This is a genomic window from Streptomyces sp. NPDC012637, assembly GCF_042954805.1.
GTDB lineage: Bacteria > Actinomycetota > Actinomycetes > Streptomycetales > Streptomycetaceae > Streptomyces.
This window is the reverse complement of the sequence record NZ_JBIBDS010000010.1, coordinates 339,371-361,536: the sequence shown is the minus strand read 5'-3', so window position 1 is coordinate 361,536 and position 22,166 is coordinate 339,371. Positions and strand designations below refer to the sequence as shown.

Genomic DNA, 22,166 nt, shown 5'->3' with positions numbered 1-22,166 from the left:
GGTACTGCAGGGGGGACCCTGTGGGAGAGTAGGACGCCGCCGAACAATCATTGTGGGAAAGCCCCGCACCTTATGGTGCGGGGCTTTTCTGCGTTTAGGCTCGGCTCATGAGATACGACCTGGTCATCTTCGACAACGACGGCGTGCTGGTCGACAGCGAGCCGATCTCGAACCGTCTGCTCGCCGGTTACCTCACCGAGCTCGGGCATCCCACCACCTACGAGGAGTCCGTACGGGACTACATGGGGTCCGCCATGCACCGGATCCACGAGATCGTCGAGCAGCGGAGCGGGCAGCGACTGCCGGCCGAGTTCGACGAGACCTTCCACGGGCGGGTGTTCGCCGCGTTCGAGCGGGAGCTGGAGGCCGTGGCGGGGGCCGCCGACGTGCTGAAGATGCTTGCCGCGCAAGGCGTTCCGTACTGCGTGGCGTCGTCCGGGAGCCATGAGCGGATCCGCGTCGGGCACCGGAAGACCGGGCTCGACGTCCACTTCCCGGAGGGGGTCGTGTTCAGTGCCGAGGACGTCGGCCGCGGGAAGCCGGCGCCCGACCTCTTCCTCCACGCCGCCGAGCGGATGGGCGTGGCCCCCGAGCGCTGTGTGGTGGTCGAGGACAGCGGGCTCGGCGTGCAGGCCGCGCTCGCGGCCGGGATGGACGTGTACGGGTTCACCGCGATGACGCCCGAGGCGAAGCTGGCGGGCGCCGCCGGGTACTTCGGGACCATGACCGAGCTCCCCTCCGTCCTCGGCCTGTGATCCTGCGGCTTTTGGGTCTGTGATCCATCTACCCAGCAGTAGGTCCCGGCCCTACGCTGTGCCGCCATGACGGATGCGCGGTTGCGGCGTGGGCGGGGATCCCTGGCGGTCGGTTTCTTCGTGCAGGGGGTCACCTTCGCCCTGCTCGTGACCCGAATACCGGCGATCCAGGACCGGTACGGGATATCCGACGGGCTGCTGCCCGTCTTCCTCGCCGCGGTTCCCGTGCTGGCAGGGGTGTCCAGCGTCGGGACCGAGAGGCTCGTGGCACGGGTCGGGCCCTCCGTGGTGCTGCGCTGGGCCCAGTCCGTCGTCCTCCTGGCGCTGCTCGCCGTCGGTGCCGGCTCGGAGCTGTGGACGGCGGCCGTCGCGCTGGGCGTGTTCGGGCTGGCCGTCGGTGCGCTGGACGCGTCCATGAACATGCTGGGCGTGAGCCTCCAGCGGGCGTACGGCCGGAGCATCATGCTCGGCTTCCACGCCGCGTACAGCCTCGGCGGCATCGCCGGTGCCTCGCTCGCCTGGGTCGGGGCGCACTGGCACCTGTCGCTCTTCGCCTCGTACCTCCCCGTGGTGGCCGTGCTGCTGCCGGCCGCGTTCGTCGGGAGCCGCTGGTACGTGGACGGGGAGGCGGCGGAGCCGGGCCCCGTCGGCGTGGCGGAGAAGGAAGGGGACAAGGGCGGGGCGAGCGGGGTCGGCTTCCGGGTGCTGCTGCCGCTGTGCATGGTGATGACCTTCGCGTACATAGGGGACTCGACCGTCTCCAACTGGTCGGCGAAGTACCTCCAGGACGTGCTGCACGGCTCGGAGGAGCTGGCGACCGTGCCGTACAACGCGTACATGGTGACGACGCTGCTGGGGCGGGCGGTCGGGGACTTCGGGGTGCGGCGGTTCGGGGCTGTGCTGGTGGTGCGGGCCGGTGCGGTGCTCTCGGCGTTCGGGTTCGCGGTGGTGGCGGTGGCTCCGGGGGCCTGGGTCGGCATGGCCGGGTTCACGGTGCTCGGGCTCGGGCTGAGCGTGATCGTGCCGCAGACCTTCGCCGCCGCGGGACGGCTCTTCCCCGGGGCGAGCGACGCCGCGGTGGCCCGGCTCAACGTCTTCAACTACGTGGGTTTCCTGGTCGGATCGCCGCTCGTGGGTGCGCTGGGCGACGCGTGGAGCTATCGCGGGGCGATGCTCGTCCCGATGGTGCTGGTCCTGGTGACGGTGGTGTATGCCACGTCGTTCGGCGCTCCGAAGGCCCGATACGGTGGCGGGCATGAGCGGCCGCGCACTGTTGATGTGGGATGAAGCTGTCACCGGGTACGACTTCGGGCCCGAGCACCCGATGGATCCGGTGCGGCTCGCACTGACCATGGGTCTGGTGCGGGCGTACGGGCTCGACCGGGCGGTGGACGTGGTGGCCGCGAAGCCGGCGGGGGAGTCGACGCTGCGGCTCGTGCACCGCGAGGACTACGTGGCGGCGGTGCGGGCGGCCTCGGCGGACCCGAGGTCGGCCGACCAGGCGTACGGCCTCGGGACGATGGACGATCCGGCCTTCGCGGGGATGCACGAGGTGTCGTCGCTGATCGCCGGCCAGTCGGTCGGCGCGGCGGAGGCGGTGTGGCGCGGGGACGCGGCGCACGCGGTGAACTTCGCGGGCGGGCTGCACCACGCGATGCCGGGTGCCGCGTCCGGGTTCTGCATCTACAACGACGCGTCGCTGGCGATAGCGCGGCTGCTCGAGCTGGGCGCGGAGCGGGTCGCGTACGTGGACGTGGACGTGCATCACGGGGACGGGGTGCAGGCGGCGTTCTGGGACGATCCGCGGGTGCTGACGATCTCGCTGCACGAACATCCCCGGACGCTGTTCCCGCAGACGGGCTGGCCGGAGGAGACGGGCGCGGCCGGCCCGGGCGAGGGCAGCGCGGTGAACGTGGCGCTGCCGGCGGGGACCGGTGACGCGGGGTGGTTGCGGGCGTTCCACTCGGTGGTGCCGGAACTGCTCGCCGACTTCCGGCCGCAGGTGCTGGTGACGCAGCACGGCGCGGACACGCACTTCGAGGATCCGCTGGCGCATCTGGCGGTGTCGCTGGACGCGCAGCGGGCGGTGCAGGAGGCGTGTCACGAGCTGGCGCACGAGTACGCGGAGGGGCGCTGGGTGGCGCTCGGCGGCGGCGGGTACGCGGTGGTGGACGTCGTTCCGCGGTCGTGGACGCATCTGGTGGGGATCGCGGCGCACGCCCCGATCGATCCGGAGTCGGTGATCCCGTCCTCGTGGCGGGACGAGGTGTACGCGCGGACGCGGCAGCCGGGTCCCCTGCGGATGACCGACGGGCGGTGGCCGGTCGGCTGGCGGGGCTGGGAGGAGGGCTACGACCCGGCGGACCGGCTGGACCAGGCGGTGCTCGCGACGCGGCGTTCGGTGTTCCCGCTGCGTGGACTGCTCGCCTGACTGGCCGCCTGGCCGGCCTGCTCGCCTGGCTTGGCGCCTGGCTTGGAGCCTGGCCGGACTGCTCGCCGTCTTGCACTCCGTGGTCGTGCTGACCCGTTCGCCATCCTGACCCGCTCGCCGTCCCGGCCCGACGGCCGTCCCGACCTGATGGCGTCCCAACCCGGTCGCCGGCCCGACCCGCTTGCCGGCCCGACCCGCTTGCCGGCCTGATCCGGCGCGGCCTGATCCGGTGCTGGCTCGATCCGTTCGTACGGGCGGGGCGGCCGTTACGCCGACTGTGCGTCATCAACCGGGTTTCGACCCCGGTGCAGGGTCGTTCCGGCAGCATCGTCAGGGTGCTGAGTACCGGGGCGCTGCGGGCGCATCTGTTGGCGGCCGGGTTGGCCGGGACCGTGGCGACCTCGCGGGAGGTGAGCCTGCGGAGCTATCGGCTCTTCGCCGCTCGTGATCCGCGGGTGACGCTCGGGCTCGATCCGGCGTGGGGCTGGGACGAGGGTGAACTGCTGCGGCTGATGGCGGACAAGTGCGGGGTGTCGGACGATCCGGCGCACCGCTCGGGGCCGGACGTGATCGATCCGGAGCGGACCCTCGGCGCGCTCGCGGCGTTCGCGGAGCGGCTCGCGGCGGCGGCGCGGCGGCGGGCTCCGGTGCTCTTCGGGACGGGGCATCCACACCGGCTGCTCGGTTTCTACGCCGCGCTCGCAGACGCTTTGTCGGCGGCGGGATGTCTTGTTCTCACCCCAGCGCAGGGGAGATGTGTCGACATAACGACCCGGTTCGGCGTACGCACGCACCTCCTGGACTACGTACGGGGCGTCGCGCTGGTGCGAGATGCGGACCTGCCGCCCGCAGGGCGCGAGCCAGGGGCGCACACGCACTCGCCACTGCCGGTTAGGGCGGCCCTGGAGAGCGCGGCCGTGGCCGGCGGACCGCTCCCGGAGCTGGTGGTCGGGGACCACGGCTGGGTCTGCGGGGCAGGTCAGCTGGGTATCGAGGCCATCGGGCTCGCCGACACGGACGATCCCGCGTTGTTCGTGGGAGAGGCGGAGGGGCAGGTGTCGGTCGCCGTTCCGCTTGATGACGGGGTGCGCTCGGACTACTACCGTCCACTCACTCGCTATGTACTCAATCGAGCGTGTCTGTCACGGTAAACGGCCGATGGCTGCTCCTCTTCCCCACTCGTACCACCCGCCCCTACTCTGGGCGTGAGCGCTCGGCGACGAAGAGTCACCGGAGGGGAAGCCGGTGGGCGTCGCGGCGGAAGGTACAGGTGGGTCATGGCTGCTGGCGACAGGCCTCTCAACGAGGTGAAGTTTCTGACCGTGGCGGAGGTCGCCTCGGTGATGCGCGTCTCGAAGATGACCGTGTACCGCTTGGTGCACAGCGGTCATCTGCCGGCGATCCGGGTGGGCAGGTCCTTCCGGGTGCCGGAACAGGCGGTGCACGAATACCTCAGGGAGTCGTTCGTGGGGGTGGCGACCGCGTAGCGGGCGCGCGGCCGGAAACGGGCCGGAAGCCCAATGCCGCCCTCGGATTACGAGCCGGTCGCTCGGGGCGGTAGGCTAGCCCCTCGTAGGTCGTGTGGGCCCAGACGCCCCGCACCGATCCCCGCTGGCGCGGGGATGTTCCGAGTAGTGAGCGAGGGTAGTCGTGGGCTCTGTTATCAAGAAGCGGCGTAAGCGGATGGCGAAGAAGAAGCACCGCAAGCTGCTCAAGCGCACGCGCGTTCAGCGTCGCAACAAGAAGTAAGCGACGCGGCGACGACCGCGTACAGCGTCAGGTGTGGCCCTTCACCGTTTTCCGGTGAGGGGCCACGCTTTTATTGCGCCGAAATGTGGAGGCGCTACGGTGGCGGTCAGCGGAACACCGATGGAAGACCGACGGAAGGCGCTTCTCTTGGGCAAGGTCGTGCTCGTCACCGGTGCGGCCCGGCACCTCGGTGCGCGATTCGTCCGGCGCGTCCAGCGGGATCCCGACGTGGAGCGCGTGATCGCCCTGGACGCGGTGCCCTCACCACACCCGCTCGGCGCGGCCGAGTTCGTCCGGGCGGACATCCGGCAGCCGACCGTCGCCAAGGTGCTGGCCCAGTACGACGTGGACACCGTCGTGCACATGGACGTCACCGGGACGGCGCTGGGCTCCGGCGGCCGTACGTCGGTCAAGGAGACCAACGTCATCGGCACCATGCAGCTGCTCGGCGCGTGCCAGAAGGCGCCCCGGATCCAGCGGCTCGTGGTGAAGTCCAGCACGAGCGTGTACGGCTCCGCGCCCCGCGACCCGGCGGTCTTCACCGAGACGACGCCGGCGAAGTCGCTGCCGAGCGGCGGCTTCGCGAAGGACGCCGTGGAGGTCGAGGGGTACGTACGGGGCTTCGCCCGGCGCCGTCCGGACGTGGCGGTGTGCGTGCTGCGGTTCGCGAACATCCTCGGGCCGCGGGTGGACTCCCCGCTCGCCGAGTACCTCGATCTGCCGGTGCTCCCCACGGTCTTCGGCTACGACCCGCGGCTGCAGTTCGTCCACGAGGACGACGTCATCGACGTCCTGGAGCTCGCGTCGCGCGAGCCGCGACGGGCCACCCTCAACAGCGGCACCTTCAACATCGCCGGCGACGGCGTGCTGCTGCTGTCCCAGTGCGCCCGGCGGCTCGGGCGGCCGACGGTGCCGGTGCTGCTGCCCGCGGTCACCTGGGTGGGTCAGGCGCTGCGTACGGTCGGCGTCACCGACTTCTCGCCGGAGCAGATCCGGCTCCTCACCCACGGCCGGGTGGTGTCGACCGTCCAGATGCGCGAGACCCTCGGCTTCTCGCCGCGCCACACCACCGCCGAGGCCTTCGCGGCCTTCGCGGACAGCCGCGGGCCGGGGCTGCTGCCGCCGGAGCTGCTCGCGGGGGCCGTGGACCGGCTCGCCGAGCGGCTCGCGCCCGAACCGACCTCCACGACCGCGGAATAGGAGCCCAGATCGCGATGGCGGACGCCAAGGTCATCCCCTTCGACGACGACCGGTCCCGGGCGCGCCGGAGGCCCACCAGGAGCGACGGTGAGGCCTCCGTACGGGCGCTGCCGGCGCAGCAGCCGGTCGACCCGCAGCCGGTCGAGGAGACGACCTCCGCGCCGCCTCCGGCGCCCCCGGCGGCCGGCGGCTGGGAGCGGCGGCTGGCCGGCGGGCTGGCGTTCCTGCGGCGGCGGGTCACGGGCGACTACGAGGTCGACGAGTTCGGCTACGACAAGGAGCTCACCGACCAGGTCCTGATGTCGCTGCTCCGTCCGCTGTACGACAAGTACTTCCGGGTGGAGGTGAAGGGCGTCGACAACATCCCGAAGGAGGGCGGCGCCCTGGTGGTGGCCAACCACTCGGGAACGCTGCCGCTCGACGGCCTGATGATGCAGGTCGCCGTCCACGACCACCACCCGGCGGGTCGTCATCTGCGGCTGCTCGCCGCCGACCTGGTCTTCATGATGCCGGTGGTGAACGAGCTGGCCCGCAAGGCGGGGCACACCCTGGCGTGCGCGGAGGACGCGGAAAGGCTGCTGCGGGCCGGGGAGATCGTCGGTGTGATGCCGGAGGGCTTCAAGGGCATCGGGAAGCCGTTCGCCGAGCGGTACAAGCTGCAGCGCTTCGGGCGCGGCGGCTTCGTGTCGACGGCGCTGCGGGCCGGGGTGCCGATCGTGCCGTGCTCGATCGTGGGCGCGGAGGAGATCTACCCGATGCTGGGCAACGCCAAGACCCTGGCGCGGGTGCTCGGTCTGCCGTACTTCCCGCTGACCCCGACCTTCCCGTGGCTCGGGCCGCTGGGCGCGCTGCCGCTGCCGACGAAGTGGACGATCCAGTTCGGCGAGCCGATCCCGACGGACGGCTATCCGCTGGAGGCGGCGGAGGACCCGATGCTGATGTTCAACCTGACGGACCAGGTCCGCGAGCAGATCCAGCACACCCTCTACAAGCTGCTGGTGCAGCGGAGGTCGGTGTTCTTCTGACCGTACGGGGAAGGGGCGCCGCCCTGGTGGGTGGCGCCCCTTCCCCGTACCCGCGTCGCTAGCTCGCGTCGCTGCTGTCGATGCCGAGGCCCGGGAGCAGGCCCGGGAGGATCGGCGGGATCGTCACGTCCGGGACCGGCGTGGTCGACTCGGAGCCGGACGGGTCGGTGCTCGGGCCCGTTTGCGGCGGGTTGAGCAGGTCGCCGGTGCCGCCGAGCAGGCCCTCGTCCTGGGGCGCGCCCGTGCCCGAGCCCGAGGGCTTCGGCTGTGTGGGCGTGCCGCCGTGGGACGGCGTGGCGGACGAGCTGTGGGGGCTCTGAGGTGTGGTCGGTGAGGTGTTTCTCGGCGTGCTCGGGCCGCCGGAACCGATGGAACCGCGCTCGGGGGTGCGCGGGAGGACGGACTGGAGCGGCTCGACCTCTTCGTCTATGGCGTCGAAGACGTCGTTCACCTCGTTGCCCACGTCGGTGAGCTGGACCGGGAGGCGGTCACGAAGCCCGTCCCAGGTGGCGCGGTGCGCCTGGGCGAAGGAGTTGAGGCGGGCCATGGGACCGATCTCGCCGTCCCGCTCGTACGCCTGGCGGAGCAGGCGGTGGCCCTCGGAGGCGTCGTGCTTCATGCCGTCGAGGACACGGCGGATCTCGCCGAGCGACTCGTGGTCGAGGTCGCCGGCCCGGCCGCGCTCCATCAGCCGGCGGGCCTCGCTCAGGCGTGTGGACGCCTGGTCGAGGTAGAGGCCGCCGCGGTCGGCGTCGTCGTCCGCCATCCCCAGCTTGATGTCCTCCATCCCGCGCTTGAGGCCGTAGAGCGAGTCACCTGGGAGTGCGTCGGAGCTGGCAGCGGCCACGCCGCTGAACGCTCCGGCGGCCACACCGACGGTGAGGCCGCCCGCGGCGAGGCCCTTCGTCCAGCGGGAGCGTGGCCGCAACTTCCGGAGCGGGGAGGCCCGGTGGGCTCCCTTGCCTCCTGCGGTCCGCTGCTCCGGCACCGTAGGGCCACCTGCCGCGCTTCCCTCCGCGAGCATCGCTTCCATGGCGGCGACGAGCTGGGCTCGCTGCACCACCTTGACCTCGGGGTCCATCTCCGGCTTCGGCAGATCGCCGAGACCGTTCGCCAGGGCCAACAGCCGTCCGTGCTCGGCCGGTTCGGCCGACGCCTCGGGCTGCTCGGCCGCCGCGCCCTCGGACGTCCGATCCTCCAGGGCCTGGGCGAAGGCGTTCGCCCGCCGGTGCGCCGAAACGTTCGCGATCACTGGCGGCACCTCCTCTCGTCATGACGGTCGACTCCCCGAGGGGTTCGGAAGGTTGCACACCTTGAACGCATCCACACGAAAGAGTGAGTGGAAGTGGACATGGCGTGACCACAGGGAGCCTGCATTTCGCACAACGAGCGGCGCGGCACTTGGGTTACGCGCGAAAGATGATCGGACCAGTGCGTCATCGAGGCGTCACCGACTGTGAGTTGAGCGGGGAAGGTGGGGACGGGGGAGAAGAGGGCGTGCGGGGACTGCGGTGCCGGCGACGACGGGGCGGGTGGCGGCGGCGCGTGTGGGGGGCGCGCAGCGCTCAGCGGGCGTCGTCCGGGAGGAGGCGGGCCAGGGTGCGCACGGCCCGGTACTGGAGGGTCTTGATCGCTCCCTCGTTCTTGCCCATGACCCGGGCGGTCTCGGCGACCGACAGGCCCTGGAGGAAGCGGAGCGTGACGCACTCCTGCTGCTGCGGGTTCAGGCGACGGACGGCGTCGAGGAGGGCGGCGTTGGAGAGGGACTCGAGGACGGAGTCCTCGGGGCTGCGCTCGACCTCGTTGGCGTCGAGCATCTCGCCGGTGGTGACCTCCAGGCGGAAACGGCTCGACTTGAAGTGGTCCGCGACGAGGTTGCGGGCGATGGTGACGAGCCAGGCGCCGAAGTCGCGGCCCTGCCAGGTGAAGGTGGAGATCCGGCGCAGGGCGCGCAGGAACGTCTCACTGGTGAGGTCCTCCGCCGTCGCCTTGCCGCCGACGCGGTAGTAGATGTAGCGGTAGACCGTGTCGCTGTACTGGTCGTAGAGCCGGCCGAAGGCCTCGGCCTCGCCGGCCTGGGCGCGCTCGACCAGGTCCATCATCCGGGCGCTGTCGCTGTCCGCGGTGGGCCGGCGGGCGGTGGTCGAGGTGCCGGCGCCGCCCCGGGTGCCGCGTCTGCCGACGGCGGCGCCGCTTTCGGCCAGGGCATAGCAAGGACCGGCGGGTGCCGGCCCGGCGAAGGCGGATCCGGCGAAGGCCGGTCCGCCGAAAGCGGGGACGGGACCGGCGTACGCGGTGGGGACGAAGCCGCGCAAGTGGTCGAGGACCGTTGCGCGCAGCGTAGCCAGGCCCGAGGCGTCAACCCCGACGTGTGGGTACACGGGACTCCCAGAGGCAGAGCTTCCATCACGTGCAGTGCGGGACCGTTCACTCATGGTGGCGAAGTGTGGGTCCGTCGTGCGTCTGAGGAGAATAACGCTTAGTACAGGCAGCGCTACACCCAGTTGCTCAAATCATCGATTCAGTCTTATCTGTTACTGCTTGTGGTCGTGATCACTCGCACTTGATGACCGGTTGTTGATCGGATTGCTTCCGACTGTGATCAACCGGGGGCCCGCTTGTGCTCAAGTGCGGTAGAGGGGAGTGACCGGGGCCGCTGCCGGGTAGGGAGTGCGGAATGCCCGGGGCGCGCGGTGTGCGGGGGGTGTTCGACCACGGACGGGTGAGGGCCGCTGGTCGCGGGTTGTCTCCGCCGATCGCAGCCGAAACGTATCGGCATGATCGGTAAATCCGTTCGCGGAAATCGCGGAGACCGTCGGCGCGCCGGGCCGGCTCAGCGGCGGCGGCGGTGCAGCGCGAGCGCGGCGGCGGTGCCCCCGGCGAGGGCTCCGACGCCCGCGGCGGCGGGGATGCCGACCTTGGCCGCCTTGCGGCCGGTGCGGTAGTCGCGCAGCCGCCAGTCGCGGTCCCGGGCGTGCCTGCGCAGCTTGGTGTCCGGATTGACCGCGTACGGGTGGCCCACCAGCGAGAGCATCGGGATGTCGTTGTGCGAGTCGCTGTACGCGGCGCAGCGCGCGAGGTCCAGGCCCTCGGCGGCGGCCAGCGCGCGCACGGCCTCGGCCTTGGCGGGGCCGTGCAGCAGCTCGCCGACCAGCTTGCCCGTGTAGACGCCGTCGACCGACTCGGCGACCGTGCCGAGGGCGCCCGTGAGGCCGAGGCGGCGGGCGATGATCGTGGCGGTCTCGACCGGGGCGGCGGTCACCAGCCAGACCTTCTGCCCGGCGTCCAGGTGCGCCTGGGCCAGGGCGCGGGTGCCGGGCCAGATGCGGTCGGCCATGTACTCGTCGTAGATCTCCTCGCCGATCGACATCAGTTCGGAGACGCGGTGGCCCTTGACGATGGACAGGGCGCTGTCGCGGGCCTCCTGCATGTGCTCGGGGTCCTCGACGCCGGCCAGCCGGAACCAGACCTGCGCCCAGGCGAACCGGGCGAGTTCGCGGCGCTGGAAGAACTTCCGCTTGTACAGGCCGCGGCCGAAGTGGAAGATCGCGGCGCCCTGCATGACGGTGTTGTCGAGGTCGAAGAAGGCGGCGGCCCGGGTGTCGCCGACGACGGGGAACTCCGGCTCCGCGGCCTCGGTTTCGGCGGCGGAGGCCTCTTCCCGCTCCTGTTCGAGCTGCTGGGAGGTCTTGCGCGCCGCCTCCGCGGCGGCCTCGCCTGCCAGGACGCTGCGCGCGGTGGCGGAGCGCCTACGGGGGGTGAGCCATCCGGGAGGGGCCATGCGGTGAGCATAGCCAGTCTGTTCGGTACTTCCCGACTTGTGAGGATGCCGTGGTGTGAACAGTGGCGGACTCCTTTGTTACCCGGGCCGCGCCGTCCGGGCCGCAGAATGGACGGCATGTTCGGACGTACGAGGAAGAAGAGCGCTCCGCGGGAGAGCGGTCCGCGCACGGTGACGCTGATCGGCAGGCCGGGGTGTCATCTGTGCGACGACGCCAGGGCGGTGATCGAGGCCGTCTGCGCCGAGACGGGAGCACTCTGGGAGGAGAAGGACATCACCCAGGACGAGGAGCTGTACCGCGCGTACTGGGAGCAGATCCCGGTCGTTCTGGTCGACGGGGAGCAGCACACCTTCTGGCGTGTGGACGCCGGGCGGCTCCGGCGTGAACTGGGTGCCTGACCGAAAGGCGGTTACCATCGTGGACGTTTTGTTGGGTTTCGGGGGCGGCGTCGTAAGGAGAGTGTGCGGTTTTGCCCCCTTCGGGTTCCCAACGCTCTGAGGCCGTCGGCGGTTCCGTACCGTCGCGATCCGGCCGCGTGACCCCGGTCACTTTGGGCAGACAAAACGGACACCATCTTTGTGCACGCGTTCACAAAGACATAGCCTGCATTCGACGGGGCGGTCCTGGGACACACGGCCGCCTGCAGCCCCGCTCATCCCGCAGGAGCACCGTGGCAACTGGCCGAACTCACCGACCGGCGACCCGTAGCCGAGGAATTCCCGAGGCCACCGTCGCCCGCCTTCCGCTGTATCTGCGTGCCCTCACGGCACTGTCGGAGCGCTCCGTACCCACGGTCTCCTCGGAAGAGCTCGCGTCCGCGGCGGGGGTCAACTCCGCCAAGCTGCGCAAGGACTTCAGCTACCTCGGCTCGTACGGGACGCGCGGCGTCGGCTACGACGTCGAGTACCTCGTCTACCAGATCTCCCGCGAACTCGGCCTGACCCAGGACTGGCCGGTCGTCATCGTCGGCATCGGTAACCTCGGCGCCGCGCTCGCCGGCTACGGCGGCTTCGCCTCCCGTGGCTTCCGTGTCGCCGCGCTGATCGACGCCGACCCCGCCATGACCGGCAAGCCGGTCGCCGGCATCCCCGTGCAGCACAGCGACGACCTCGAGAAGATCATCAGCGAGGACGGCGTCTCCATCGGCGTCATCGCGACCCCGGCCGGCGTCGCCCAGCAGGTCTGCGACCGGCTCGTGGCCGCCGGTGTGACCTCGATCCTCAACTTCGCGCCGACCGTCCTCTCCGTGCCCGACGGCGTGGACGTGCGCAAGGTCGACCTCTCCATCGAACTGCAGATCCTCGCCTTCCACGAGCAGCGCAAGGCCGGCGAGGAGCCGGGCGCCGAAGCCGGCGAGGGCGCCGAGACCGCCGTCGTACCGCCGGCCGCCCGTGCCGCCGAGGACACGAGCCGCAAGGGACCTGACGGGGACATGCCCGCGGTGATGCCGGCATGAGCCTCCTCGTCGTCGGCCTCAGCCACCGCAGCGCCCCCGTCAGCGTCCTGGAGCGGGCCTCCCTCTCCCCGGACGCCCGGTCCAAGCTGCTCCACGACACCCTCGCCGCCGAACCGGCCGCCGAAGGCGCCGTCCTGGCCACCTGCAACCGCATCGAGCTCTACGCCGACGTGGACAAGTTCCACGCCGGAGTCGCCGAGCTGTCCACGCTGCTCGCCCAGCACAGCGGCGTCGGCCTCGAAGAGCTCACCCCTTATCTCTACGTGCACTACGAGGACCGGGCCGTCCACCACCTCTTCTCGGTGGCCTGCGGCCTGGACTCCATGGTCGTCGGCGAGGGCCAGATCCTCGGCCAGATCAAGGACGCCCTCGCGGTCGGCCAGGAGCTGCACACCGCGGGACGCCTCCTGAACGACCTGTTCCAGCAGGCCCTGCGGGTCGGCAAGCGCGCCCACAGCGAGACCGGCATCGACCGGGCCGGCCAGTCGCTCGTCACCTTCGGCCTCGAGCAGCTGGCCGACGGCACGGACGTCGCGGACTGGGCAAAGGGCAAGCGCGCGCTCGTCATCGGCGCCGGCTCCATGTCCTCGCTCGCCGCCGCCACCCTCGCCCGGGCCGGCGTCGCCGAGATCGTCGTCGCCAACCGCACCGCGCCCCGCGCCGACCGGCTCGTCGAGATCCTCACCGAGCCCGGTGGCACGGGCGTGGCCGCACGCGCGGTCGAGATGGTTGCCGTCGGCGACGAACTGACACGTGCCGACGTCGTCGTCTCCTGCACCGGCGCCACAGGCCTCGTCCTCACCGGCGAGGCCGTCGAGACCGCCCTGCAGGGCCGCGACCGGCCCCTCTACCTGCTCGACCTCGCGATGCCCCGCGACATCGACGCCGCCGCCCACCGGATGCCCGGCGTCCGGCTCGTCGACATCGAATCGCTCGCCGAAGCCTCCGCCGACGCGCCCATGGCCGCCGACGTCGACCAGGTGCGCGGCATCGTCTCCGACGAGGTCGCCGCCTTCGGCGCAGCCCAGCGCGCCGCCCACATCACGCCGACCGTGGTCGCCCTGCGCGCCATGGCCGCCGACGTGGTCGCCGGCGAGGTCGCCCGGCTGGAAGGCCGGCTGCCCGGCCTCGACGACAAGCAGCGCGCCGAGATCACCCAGACCGTGCGCCGGGTGGTCGACAAGCTCCTGCACGCGCCCACCGTGCGCGTCAAGCAGCTCGCCAGCGAGCCCGGCGGCGCCGGGTACGCGGACGCACTGCGGACACTCTTCGACCTCGACCCGGAGACGGTTGCCTCTGTCAGCCGGGCCGACCGAAACGACGGCGACGTCAAGAACCGAGGGCGAGTATGACCGAGAGGGCACTGAGGCTCGGGACCAGGCGCAGCAAGCTCGCCATGGCCCAGTCCGGACATGTGGCCGACGCCGTCCGGCAGGTGACCGGCCGGCCCGTCGAGCTCGTGGAGATCACGACGTACGGGGACACCTCGCGCGAGCACCTCGCGCAGATCGGCGGCACCGGCGTGTTCGTCGCCGCGCTGCGCGACGCGCTGCTCGCCGGCGAGGTCGACTTCGCCGTGCACTCCCTCAAGGACCTGCCGACCGCCCAGCACCCCGACCTGGTGCTGGCCGCGATCCCCCGCCGCGAGGACCCGCGCGACGTCCTCGTCGCCCGGCAGGGCGTCACCCTGGACGCGCTGCCGGCCGGCGCACGCGTCGGCACCGGCTCCCCGCGTCGCATGGCCCAGCTCAACGCGTACGCGCGCAGCCACGGCCTGACCATCGAGACCGTACCGATCCGAGGCAACATCGACACCCGGGTCGGCTACGTACGCAAGGGAGAGCTCGACGCGGTGGTCCTCGCCGCGGCCGGACTCAACCGCATCGGCGGGACCGAGGAGCTGACCGGCTCCCTGTCGGTCGACCCCCTGTCGGTCGACGCGGTCCTTCCCGCCCCTGGCCAGGGGGCCCTGGCCGTCGAGTGTCCGGCGTCGAACGCCGACCTCGTCTCCGCGCTCGCCGAGCTCGACGACCCGCTCACGCGGGCCGCCGTGACCGCCGAGCGATCCCTGCTCGCCGCCCTGGAGGCCGGCTGCTCCGCACCCGTGGGTGCGCTGGCCGACCTTCTGGCCGACGGCCCCGGTCACGGGCAGGTTGTCACCGAGATGCGCCTGCGCGGCGTCGTCGGCACCACCGACGGTTCCACGCTGGTGCAGCTGTCCACCACCGGTCCCGTACCCACCTCCTACGACGAGGCGGTGGCACTCGGACGCGAACTCGCGGACGAGATGCTCGCCAAGGGTGCGGCCGGTCTTATGGGGGAGCGAGCACTTTGAGCCCCACCAGCCCGACCACCAGCCCCGCGTCCGCCGCCTTCCCCGGCCACGGTCACGTCACCTTCCTCGGAGCCGGCCCCGGCGACCCCGGACTGCTGACGCTCCGGGCCGTCGAAGCCCTGGCAGGCGCGGACGTCCTGATCGCCGAGCCGGAGGTGCTCGAAGTCGTCCGCGGCCATGCGCGCGCGGGCGTGAGCACGCCTGAGCTGACGGTTGTCGACGAGGCGTCAACAACCGTCGGTGTCCCCGTGTTGAGGGATGCGACCAATCTTGTCATGGAGGCCGCGCGGGGCGGCAAGCGGGTCGTCCGTGCGGTGACCGGCGACCCCGGCCTCGACGGCAACGCGGGCCAGGAGATGCTCGCCTGCGCCTCCGCCGGCATCCCCTTCGAGGTCGTCCCCGGCGTCGCCACCGCCGTCGGCGTGCCCGCGTACGCCGGTGTGCCGCTGCGCGACGCCCAGGGCACCGACGTGCGCTTCGTCGACGCCCGCACCGCCGACGACCGGTGCTGGGCCGAGGTCGGCGCGTCCGACGGCACGGTCGTCGTGTCCACCTCCCTGGACTCGGTCGCCGCCGCGGCCGGCGAGCTGGTGGCGGCAGGCCGTAAGCCGGACACCCCGCTCACCGTGACCATCGCGGGAACCACCACCCGGCAGCGCACCTGGACGGCCACCCTCGGGACGATCGCCCAGGTCTTCAAGCAGGGCAAGGTGCTCCCCTCGCCCGAGGGCCACCGGCCGGTGATAGCCGTGGTCGGCGAGCGCAGCGCCCCCGCGCAGCGCGACCAGCTCGCGTGGTTCGAGTCCAAGCCGCTGTTCGGCTGGCGGGTGCTCGTGCCGCGCACCAAGGAGCAGGCCGCGTCGCTCTCCGACCAGCTGCGTTCGTACGGCGCGGTGCCGCACGAGGTGCCGACGATCGCCGTCGAGCCGCCGCGCACCCCGCAGCAGATGGAGCGGGCGGTCAAGGGCCTGGTCACCGGCCGCTACGAGTGGATCGCCTTCACCTCGGTCAACGCCGTCAAGGCCGTCCGCGAGAAGTTCGAGGAGTACGGGCTCGACGCCCGCGCCTTCGCCGGGATCAAGGTCGCGGCGGTGGGCGAGCAGACCGCGGCCGCGCTCGTCGACTTCGGAGTGAAGCCCGACCTGGTGCCGAGCGGTGAGCAGTCCGCGGCCGGCCTCCTGGAGGACTGGCCGCCGTACGACCCGGTCTTCGACCCGATCGACCGCGTCTTCCTGCCGCGCGCCGACATCGCCACCGAGACGCTCGTCGCGGGCCTCATCGAGCTCGGCTGGGAGGTCGACGACGTCACCGCCTACCGCACCGTGCGCGCCTCGCCGCCGCCGGCGGACACCCGCGAGGCGATCAAGGGCGGCGGCTTCGACGCCGTTCTCTTCACCTCGTCGTCCACCGTGCGGAACCTCGTCGGCATCGCCGGCAAGCCGCACAACGTGACGGTGATCGCCTGCATCGGCCCCGCGACCGCGAAGACCGCGGAGGAGCACGGCCTGCGGGTCGACGTCCTGTCGCCGGAGCCGTCCGTGCACAAGCTGGCCGAGGCCCTGGCCGAGTTCGGCCTGCGTCGCCGCGCCGCGGCCCTGGAGGCCGGTGACCCGGTGACGCGTCCGAGCGAGCGGCGCCCGGGCGCCCGGAGGCGCCGGACGACGTAGCGGCCGCAGCCGCCGTACGCGCGGGGCGCGGGTCCTTCCGAGGGCCCGCGCCCCGCGCGCATGCCCACAGGGCGTCGGTAAGGGCAGGGGCCGCGCGGGCGTAGCCTCGGGGCATGAACTCGTACGGAAGCTTTCCCGGGGCGCGGCCGCGGCGGCTGCGGACGACGCCTGCCATGCGGCGGATGGTCGCGGAGACGCGGCTGCATCCGGCCGATCTGATCCTGCCCGCGTTCGTGCGGGAGGGCGTCACCGAGCCCGTGCCGATCACCGCGATGCCCGGCGTCGTGCAGCACTCGCGGGACACCCTGCGCAAGGCCGCCGTGGAGGCGGTGGAGGCCGGCGTCTCCGGGATCATGCTCTTCGGCGTGCCCGAGGACGCGAAGAAGGACGCCGCCGGCACGGCGGGCACCGACCCGGACGGCATCCTCCAGGTCGCCATCCGGGACGTGAGGGCCGAGGTGGGCGACGACCTCGTGATCATGTCCGACCTGTGCCTCGACGAGTACACCGACCACGGACACTGCGGTGTCCTGGACGCCGACGGCCGCGTCGACAACGACGCCACCCTGGAGCGGTACGCCGAGATGGCCCAGGTCCAGGCCGACGCCGGCGTCCACGTCGTCGGCCCCTCCGGGATGATGGACGGCCAGGTCGGCGTCATCCGCGACGCCCTGGACACCATCGGCAAGGAGGACGTGTCGATCCTCGCGTACACCGCGAAGTACTCCTCCGCCTTCTACGGGCCCTTCCGTGAGGCGGTCGGCTCCTCCCTCACCGGCGACCGCAAGACGTACCAGCAGGACCCCGCGAACGTGCGCGAGTCGATGCGGGAGCTCGCCCTCGACCTGGAGGAGGGCGCGGACATGGTCATGGTGAAGCCCGCCGGGCCCTACCTCGACATCCTGGCCAAGGTCGCGGAGTCGGTGGACGTGCCGGTCGCCGCGTACCAGATCAGCGGTGAGTACGCGATGGTCGAGGCGGCGGCGGAGAAGGGCTGGATCGACCGCGACAAGGCGATCTTCGAGACCCTCACCGGCATCCGCCGGGCCGGCGGCCAGCTGATCCTCACCTACTGGGCCACCGAGGTCGCCCAGAAGCTCTCCCGCGGCCTCTGAGACGCGCTCCGACGGGCCCCGCGGGTCCCGGCGGGTCCCAGGCGGGTCCGGTCGGGCTTCTCAGCGGGTCCGGTCGGGCTCTGGGCGCGCGGACTGGCCGCCCTGGGATGCACCCTGGAGAGGTACCCGACAGGTACCTCTCTGGAGGTGGTCCTCATGATGAACACACTTGTCGGCTGGCACGTCGAGATGGAATTCAAGGAAGAGGGCGACCGGACGCGGGCCGCGGCGATGGTGCGGCTCACGGACGGCACCGAGATGCGCGGCCACGGCAACGCCAATCGCCACCCGTCCGACCCGGAGCAGCTGCGGGTCGGCGAGGAGATCGCCGGCGCCCGCGCGCTGATGGACATCGCCTCGCAGATGCTGCAGAAGGCGCACGTCGAGATCGACGAGGCGTCGGGGCGGACCTCCCACCCCATCCACCGGTGACCCTCAGTACGTGAGGGCGTCCTCGAGGGATCGCTGCCAGTACGACACGGCGGCGCCGTCGTCGGCGAACGTGCCGCTCGGCGCCGTCACCGTCGTGCCGCTGTCCCCGGTCAGGTACACCCGGATCTTCTTCACGGTGCGCCCGTTGGTGTCCGGGCCGGGCTCTCCGGTGAGGATCACCGACGCGTAGCCGGACTCGCCCGGGGCCAGGGTGACGACGGCCTGCGGCTTGCTGTCCTCCACGACCGTGATCGGCGCCTGGGGGTCGTCGAAGCCGACGACCGGCGCGTTCAGGGCGTTGCAGGGGCGGCCGCCGACGTTGGTGACGGTCAGCAGCAGGTGGTTGACGGGGCGGCTCACCTTGCTCGCCACGATCTTCGTGTTCGCCGCCGTGCAGGTGACGGTCTTCGCGGGCGTGACGGGCCCGGCGGGCGTGGTGGGCCTGGCGGTCGCCTTCCCGGAGCTGGGCCTGGGGGCGGGCGCCTTCGTCGGCGTGGCAGCGGCCTCGGTCGTCGGGGCCGCTCCGGTCGTGGGGGACGTCGGCGATGTCGGTGACGTCGGGGTCGCCGACGCCGACGCGTCCGGTGCCTTCGGCGACGCCGCCGGGGTGTCGTCCGACTGGCAGGCGGTGAGGGCGAGGGCCGCCGCGAGGGCGGCGGCGGGCAGGGCGAGACGGCGGGCGACGATGCGCATGGTGGGTTCCCCGTGGTGGTGTGTGTCGGTCGGTGTCAGTGCTGGTCGAGCGAGTCGGGCAAGTCGAGCGAGTCGGGCTAGTCGGGCTAGTCGGGCTGGTCGAGCGAGTCGGGCTAGTCGAGCTGGAGGTCAGTGGTGGCTGATCGGAACGTCAGCGGTTGAGCAGAGCGATCACGACCGCGGTGCAGACGATCAGCACCATCGCGGCCACTGCGTCGGTGACGCGGCTGTCCGGCATGGCTGAGAGCTTGCGGGCCGGGGTGATCCACCCGCAATCGACACGGGACAATGGGGGACGGTGGAACGCCTTCACCTGCTGTGACCTGGGGAAACGACCGTTCCCTGGAATGCTTGGCTGGGATGCGGAACGGGGGATCCGATGGATGCGGCGAACGGCCTCGCCGGACTGCTGAGGGGCTTGAAGGAGCGATCCGGGCTCAGTTACGGGGCACTGGCCAGGCGGCTGCACGTCAGCACCTCCACGCTCCACCGCTACTGCAACGGCGACGCCGTTCCGGCCGAATTCGCGCCGGTCGAGAGGCTCGGGCGGCTCTGCGGGGCCTCCCGCGACGAGCTCATCGAGCTGCACCGCGCCTGGATCGTCGCCGACGACGCGCGGAAGAGAGGGAAGACCGAGCCGGCCGGACCGGCAGCGGAGGCCGGGCCGGCAGCGCAGGGCGGGCCGGCCCGGCCCGCCGAGCCGGGTGGGTCTGCCGCGCCGGGTGGGCGCGCCGTGACGGCCGCGCCCGCCGTGCCGGCCTCGCCGGAGCAGCGGGGCGCCGCGCCCGCGCCCTCTGAGCCCTCGTCCGCCGAGCCCGAGCCCGGCCTGCTCGTCACCGACAGGCCCGGCGGGTCAGGCCGGCCCACCGGATCAGGCGGGCCCTCCGGACCCTCCCGTACCCGCCTCAAGGGCGCCGTCGCCGCCGCCGCGGTCGTCGTCCTCGCCGTGCCCGGCGCCTACCTCGTGGGACGCGTCGGTGACGCCGCACCGGAAGACGGCGCAGGCGCCGCGCCCGCCACCACGGCACCCGCGCCCCTGAGCGTCGGCATCAGCTCGTACAACTGGGCCGAGCCCTGTGGCCAGTACTTCCTGCTCGACCAGGACCCCGGCCACGTCCCGCCGCCGCCCCCGCCCCAGGACACCCGGAGCTGGGGCCGCTCGATGGGCGGAATCGACGGCGGGCACATGCAGCTCCAGCTCACCGTCACCGGCCGCACCCAGGCGCCCGTGGTGCTCGGCAAGCTCCACGTGCGGGTCGTGGAACGGCACGAGCCCCTCGACCGTGCCGCGTACTCGATGGGCGACGGCTGCGGCAGCGGGATCACCCCGCAGACCTTCGACGTCGACCTCGACGCACCCCGCCCGTACGTGAAGCCGGTCGCCGGACAGGACGGGGACCGCGTGGTGCCGGCGAAGGACTTCCCCTACAAGGTCGCCACCGGCGATCCCCAGGTGCTCAACCTGGACGTGCACACCGAGCAGCACGCCGCCTCCTGGTACCTGGAGCTGGACTGGAGCAGCGGCGACGAGAAGGGCCGGATCCGGGTCGACGACGGCGGGGAGCCGTTCCGTACCAGCGCGACGGAAGGCCGGCCGACGTACGGCTACTGGCCCGACAAGGGCGAGTGGGTCAGGCAGTGAAACAGTGACGGCCCCGCCGGAGGGCAGGGCCGTCAGCTCGCGTCACCGACCGGACGCACCGGTGGACGTCAGAGGCGCTCGGGCGTCCGGATGCCCAGCAGGGCCATGCCCTGGTGGAGGGTCCGGGCGGTGAGGTCGCACAGGAAGAGCCTGTTCTCGACCTGCTCCGCGGTGTCGGCCTTCAGCACCGGGCACTCCGAGTAGAACGTCGTGTAGAGCGACGCCAGCTGGTACAGGTACGCGGCCAGCTTGTGCGGGGCGAACTCCTCGGCGGTCTCCTCGATCAGGTCACCGAACGAGTCCAGGTGCAGGCCGAGGGCCCGCTCCGACTCGGCGAGCACCAGCTCCGGGTGGGCCGCCGGCTTGGCGTCGCCGGCCTTCCGCAGGATCGACTGGATACGCGCGTACGCGTACTGCAGGTACACCGAGGTGTCACCGTTGAGCGAGACCATCTGGTCCAGGTCGAACTTGTAGTCACGGGCCGCCGAGGTCGACAGGTCCGCGTACTTCACCGCGCCGATGCCCACCTGGGCACCACGCTCGGCGATCTCCTCCTCCGACAGGTCCTGAGCCTTCTCTCGGACCACAGCGGACGCCCGCTCGATCGCCTCGTCCAGCAGGTCCACCAGACGCACCGTCTCGCCCTCACGGGTCTTGAACGGCTTGCCGTCCTTGCCGAGGACCGTGCCGAAGGCCAGCTGGTGCGCCTTCACCTCGTCGTTCAGCCAGCCGGCCCGGCGGGCGGTCTCGAAGACCATCTTGAAGTGCAGCGACTGCCGGGCGTCCACCACGTACAGCAGCGTCGACGCCTTCAGGTTCTGCACCCGGTCACGGATCGCGGACAGGTCCGTCGCCGCGTAACCGAAGCCGCCGTCGGACTTCTGCACGATCAGCGGCACCGGGTTGCCGTCCGGGCCCTTCACGTCGTCGAAGAACACGCACAGCGCACCCTCGGAGCGGACCGCGACGCCCGACTCCTCGAGAAGGCGGCACGTCTCCTGGAGCATGTCGTTGTAGCCGGACTCGCCGACGATGTCGGGGTCGCGGATGTCCATGTCGAGCTTCTCGAAGACCGAGTAGAAGTAGATCTTCGACTCGTCGACGAACCGCTGCCACAGGGCCAGCGTCTCCTCGTCGCCCGCCTGCAGGTCGACGACCCGGGCGCGCGCCCGCGTCTTGAACTCCTCGTCGGAGTCGAAGAGCGCGCGAGAGGCCTTGTAGAGCCGGTTGAGGTTGGACATGGCCTCCTCGCCGGAGACCTCCCCGTCCGTGCCCTCGGCCTTGTGGTCCAGCTCGTGCGGGTGCTCGATCAGGTACTGGATGAGCATGCCGAACTGGGTGCCCCAGTCGCCGATGTGGTGGCGGCGGACCACCGTCTCACCCGTGAACTCCAGGATCCCGACCATCGCCGCGCCGATCACGGCCGAACGGAGGTGGCCGACGTGCATCTCCTTGGCGACGTTCGGCTGCGCGTAGTCGATCACCGTCGTGCCGGCCGACGCGTTGAACGGCACACCGAGGCGGTCGTCCGCCGCACGGGCGGCCAGCGTGTTCACGATGGCCGCGTCCGAGACGGTGATGTTGAGGAAGCCGGGGCCGGACACCTCGATGTCCTTCAGGACGTCGTTCGCCGGGATCGCCTCGACGACCTTCGTCGCCAGCTCACGCGGGTTGCCCTTGAGCTGCTTGGCGAGTGCCAGGATGCCGTTGGCCTGGAAGTCGGCCCGGTCGCTTCGTCGCAGCAGCGGATCGGCGGAACCGGCCTCCGGCAGGGCTGCCGAGAGGCCTTCCGCGAGACGCTGCTGCACGGTCGAAGCGAGGGAAGGGACCGAGGCCATGAGCTTCCGTTCCTGTGATGGGAGTCTTACGGACTATTTCGCTTGT

The 22,166-nt window shown here is 71.6% G+C and carries 22 protein-coding genes; 16 read left to right on the top strand and 6 right to left on the bottom strand.

All coding sequences use genetic code 11. From position 1 onward, the window contains the following. Nucleotides 1-107: 107 nt before the first annotated feature. The 8 genes from ACFY8W_RS34665 (at nt 108) to ACFY8W_RS34630 (ending at nt 7,160) form a co-directional block, all read left to right on the top strand. Nucleotides 108-755 (top strand): HAD-IA family hydrolase, encoded by a 648-nt coding sequence (locus tag ACFY8W_RS34665; protein WP_391114181.1) that lies wholly within the window; start codon nt 108-110, stop codon nt 753-755. A 66-nt stretch (nt 756-821) separates the two neighbouring features. After that, nucleotides 822-2,042 (top strand): MFS transporter, encoded by a 1,221-nt coding sequence (locus ACFY8W_RS34660; protein ID WP_391114178.1) that lies wholly within the window; start codon nt 822-824, stop codon nt 2,040-2,042. Beyond that, the gene (locus ACFY8W_RS34655; RefSeq protein WP_391114175.1) at nt 2,011-3,186 is read left to right on the top strand and encodes an acetoin utilization protein AcuC; all 1,176 of its coding nucleotides are present in this window, start codon (nt 2,011-2,013) and stop codon (nt 3,184-3,186) included. Before ACFY8W_RS34660 ends, ACFY8W_RS34655 begins: the two co-directional genes overlap by 32 nt. A 335-nt stretch (nt 3,187-3,521) precedes the next feature. Further along, a complete protein-coding gene (locus ACFY8W_RS34650; protein ID WP_391114172.1) occupies nt 3,522-4,337 on the top strand; it encodes a phosphatase in 816 nt (271 codons plus the stop codon). 126 nt (nt 4,338-4,463) lie between these two features. Further along, entirely contained in the window at nt 4,464-4,673 is a 210-nt protein-coding gene (locus tag ACFY8W_RS34645) for a helix-turn-helix domain-containing protein (protein ID WP_046910004.1), read from the top strand. 163 nt (nt 4,674-4,836) lie between these two features. Next, nucleotides 4,837-4,935 carry a 30S ribosomal protein bS22 gene (locus ACFY8W_RS34640; protein ID WP_003948845.1) on the top strand — a complete coding sequence of 33 codons (99 nt, stop codon included), beginning with the start codon at nt 4,837-4,839 and terminating at the stop codon, nt 4,933-4,935. 147 nt (nt 4,936-5,082) lie between these two features. After that, a complete protein-coding gene (locus ACFY8W_RS34635; RefSeq protein ID WP_391114168.1) occupies nt 5,083-6,135 on the top strand; it encodes an NAD-dependent epimerase/dehydratase family protein in 1,053 nt (350 codons plus the stop codon). A 14-nt stretch (nt 6,136-6,149) separates the two neighbouring features. Continuing rightward, complete coding sequence (locus tag ACFY8W_RS34630; protein WP_391114166.1) at nt 6,150-7,160, top strand: 1-acyl-sn-glycerol-3-phosphate acyltransferase; 1,011 nt, start codon at nt 6,150-6,152, stop codon at nt 7,158-7,160. A 58-nt stretch (nt 7,161-7,218) separates the two neighbouring features. Here the strand turns inward: ACFY8W_RS34630 and ACFY8W_RS34625 are convergent, their stop codons facing one another. The 3 genes from ACFY8W_RS34625 to ACFY8W_RS34615 form a co-directional block, all read right to left on the bottom strand. Continuing rightward, a complete protein-coding gene (locus tag ACFY8W_RS34625) occupies nt 7,219-8,412 on the bottom strand; it encodes a DUF5667 domain-containing protein (protein ID WP_391114163.1) in 1,194 nt (397 codons plus the stop codon). A gap of 313 nt (nt 8,413-8,725) precedes the next feature. After that, on the bottom strand, nt 8,726-9,541 hold the full coding sequence (locus tag ACFY8W_RS34620) for an ECF subfamily RNA polymerase sigma factor, BldN family (RefSeq protein WP_391114161.1): 816 nt from the start codon (nt 9,539-9,541) through the stop codon (nt 8,726-8,728). Nucleotides 9,542-9,993: 452 nt separating this feature from the next. Continuing rightward, nucleotides 9,994-10,941 (bottom strand): HAD-IB family hydrolase, encoded by a 948-nt coding sequence (locus ACFY8W_RS34615; protein WP_391114159.1) that lies wholly within the window; start codon nt 10,939-10,941, stop codon nt 9,994-9,996. 108 nt (nt 10,942-11,049) lie between these two features. Here ACFY8W_RS34615 and ACFY8W_RS34610 point away from each other — a divergent pair, with 108 nt between their 5' ends. The 7 genes from ACFY8W_RS34610 (at nt 11,050) to ACFY8W_RS34580 (ending at nt 17,947) form a co-directional block, all read left to right on the top strand. After that, on the top strand, nt 11,050-11,340 hold the full coding sequence (locus ACFY8W_RS34610) for a glutaredoxin family protein (protein WP_391114156.1): 291 nt from the start codon (nt 11,050-11,052) through the stop codon (nt 11,338-11,340). A 272-nt stretch (nt 11,341-11,612) separates the two neighbouring features. Next, nucleotides 11,613-12,398 (top strand): redox-sensing transcriptional repressor Rex, encoded by a 786-nt coding sequence (locus tag ACFY8W_RS34605; protein ID WP_391114154.1) that lies wholly within the window; start codon nt 11,613-11,615, stop codon nt 12,396-12,398. Next, entirely contained in the window at nt 12,395-13,750 is a 1,356-nt protein-coding gene (locus ACFY8W_RS34600; RefSeq protein WP_391114151.1) for a glutamyl-tRNA reductase, read from the top strand. The genes ACFY8W_RS34605 and ACFY8W_RS34600 overlap by 4 nt, the downstream gene beginning before the upstream one ends. Further along, nucleotides 13,747-14,733: a hydroxymethylbilane synthase gene (gene hemC, locus ACFY8W_RS34595; RefSeq protein WP_391114148.1), complete on the top strand. Its 987-nt coding sequence runs from the start codon at nt 13,747-13,749 to the stop codon at nt 14,731-14,733. The genes ACFY8W_RS34600 and hemC overlap by 4 nt, the downstream gene beginning before the upstream one ends. Further along, nucleotides 14,730-16,400 carry a uroporphyrinogen-III synthase gene (locus ACFY8W_RS34590; protein WP_128976751.1) on the top strand — a complete coding sequence of 557 codons (1,671 nt, stop codon included), beginning with the start codon at nt 14,730-14,732 and terminating at the stop codon, nt 16,398-16,400. Before hemC ends, ACFY8W_RS34590 begins: the two co-directional genes overlap by 4 nt. 113 nt (nt 16,401-16,513) lie before the next feature. Continuing rightward, nucleotides 16,514-17,515 (top strand): porphobilinogen synthase, encoded by a 1,002-nt coding sequence (gene hemB, locus ACFY8W_RS34585; protein ID WP_391114145.1) that lies wholly within the window; start codon nt 16,514-16,516, stop codon nt 17,513-17,515. 159 nt (nt 17,516-17,674) lie between these two features. Next, entirely contained in the window at nt 17,675-17,947 is a 273-nt protein-coding gene (locus ACFY8W_RS34580; protein ID WP_391114248.1) for a dsRBD fold-containing protein, read from the top strand. Between the two features lie 3 nt (nt 17,948-17,950). On the opposite strand, the gene ACFY8W_RS34575 is transcribed toward ACFY8W_RS34580, so the two are convergent. Next, complete coding sequence (locus ACFY8W_RS34575) at nt 17,951-18,640, bottom strand: DUF4232 domain-containing protein (protein WP_391114142.1); 690 nt, start codon at nt 18,638-18,640, stop codon at nt 17,951-17,953. 151 nt (nt 18,641-18,791) lie between these two features. Then, nucleotides 18,792-18,929 carry a hypothetical protein gene (locus ACFY8W_RS34570; RefSeq protein WP_391114139.1) on the bottom strand — a complete coding sequence of 46 codons (138 nt, stop codon included), beginning with the start codon at nt 18,927-18,929 and terminating at the stop codon, nt 18,792-18,794. Between the two features lie 90 nt (nt 18,930-19,019). Here ACFY8W_RS34570 and ACFY8W_RS34565 point away from each other — a divergent pair, with 90 nt between their 5' ends. Beyond that, nucleotides 19,020-20,282 (top strand): helix-turn-helix domain-containing protein, encoded by a 1,263-nt coding sequence (locus tag ACFY8W_RS34565; RefSeq protein ID WP_391114136.1) that lies wholly within the window; start codon nt 19,020-19,022, stop codon nt 20,280-20,282. A gap of 68 nt (nt 20,283-20,350) precedes the next feature. Here ACFY8W_RS34565 and argS read toward each other — a convergent pair whose 3' ends face one another. Then, complete coding sequence (gene argS / locus ACFY8W_RS34560; RefSeq protein ID WP_391114133.1) at nt 20,351-22,120, bottom strand: arginine--tRNA ligase; 1,770 nt, start codon at nt 22,118-22,120, stop codon at nt 20,351-20,353. Between the last annotated feature and the right edge of the window lie 46 nt (nt 22,121-22,166).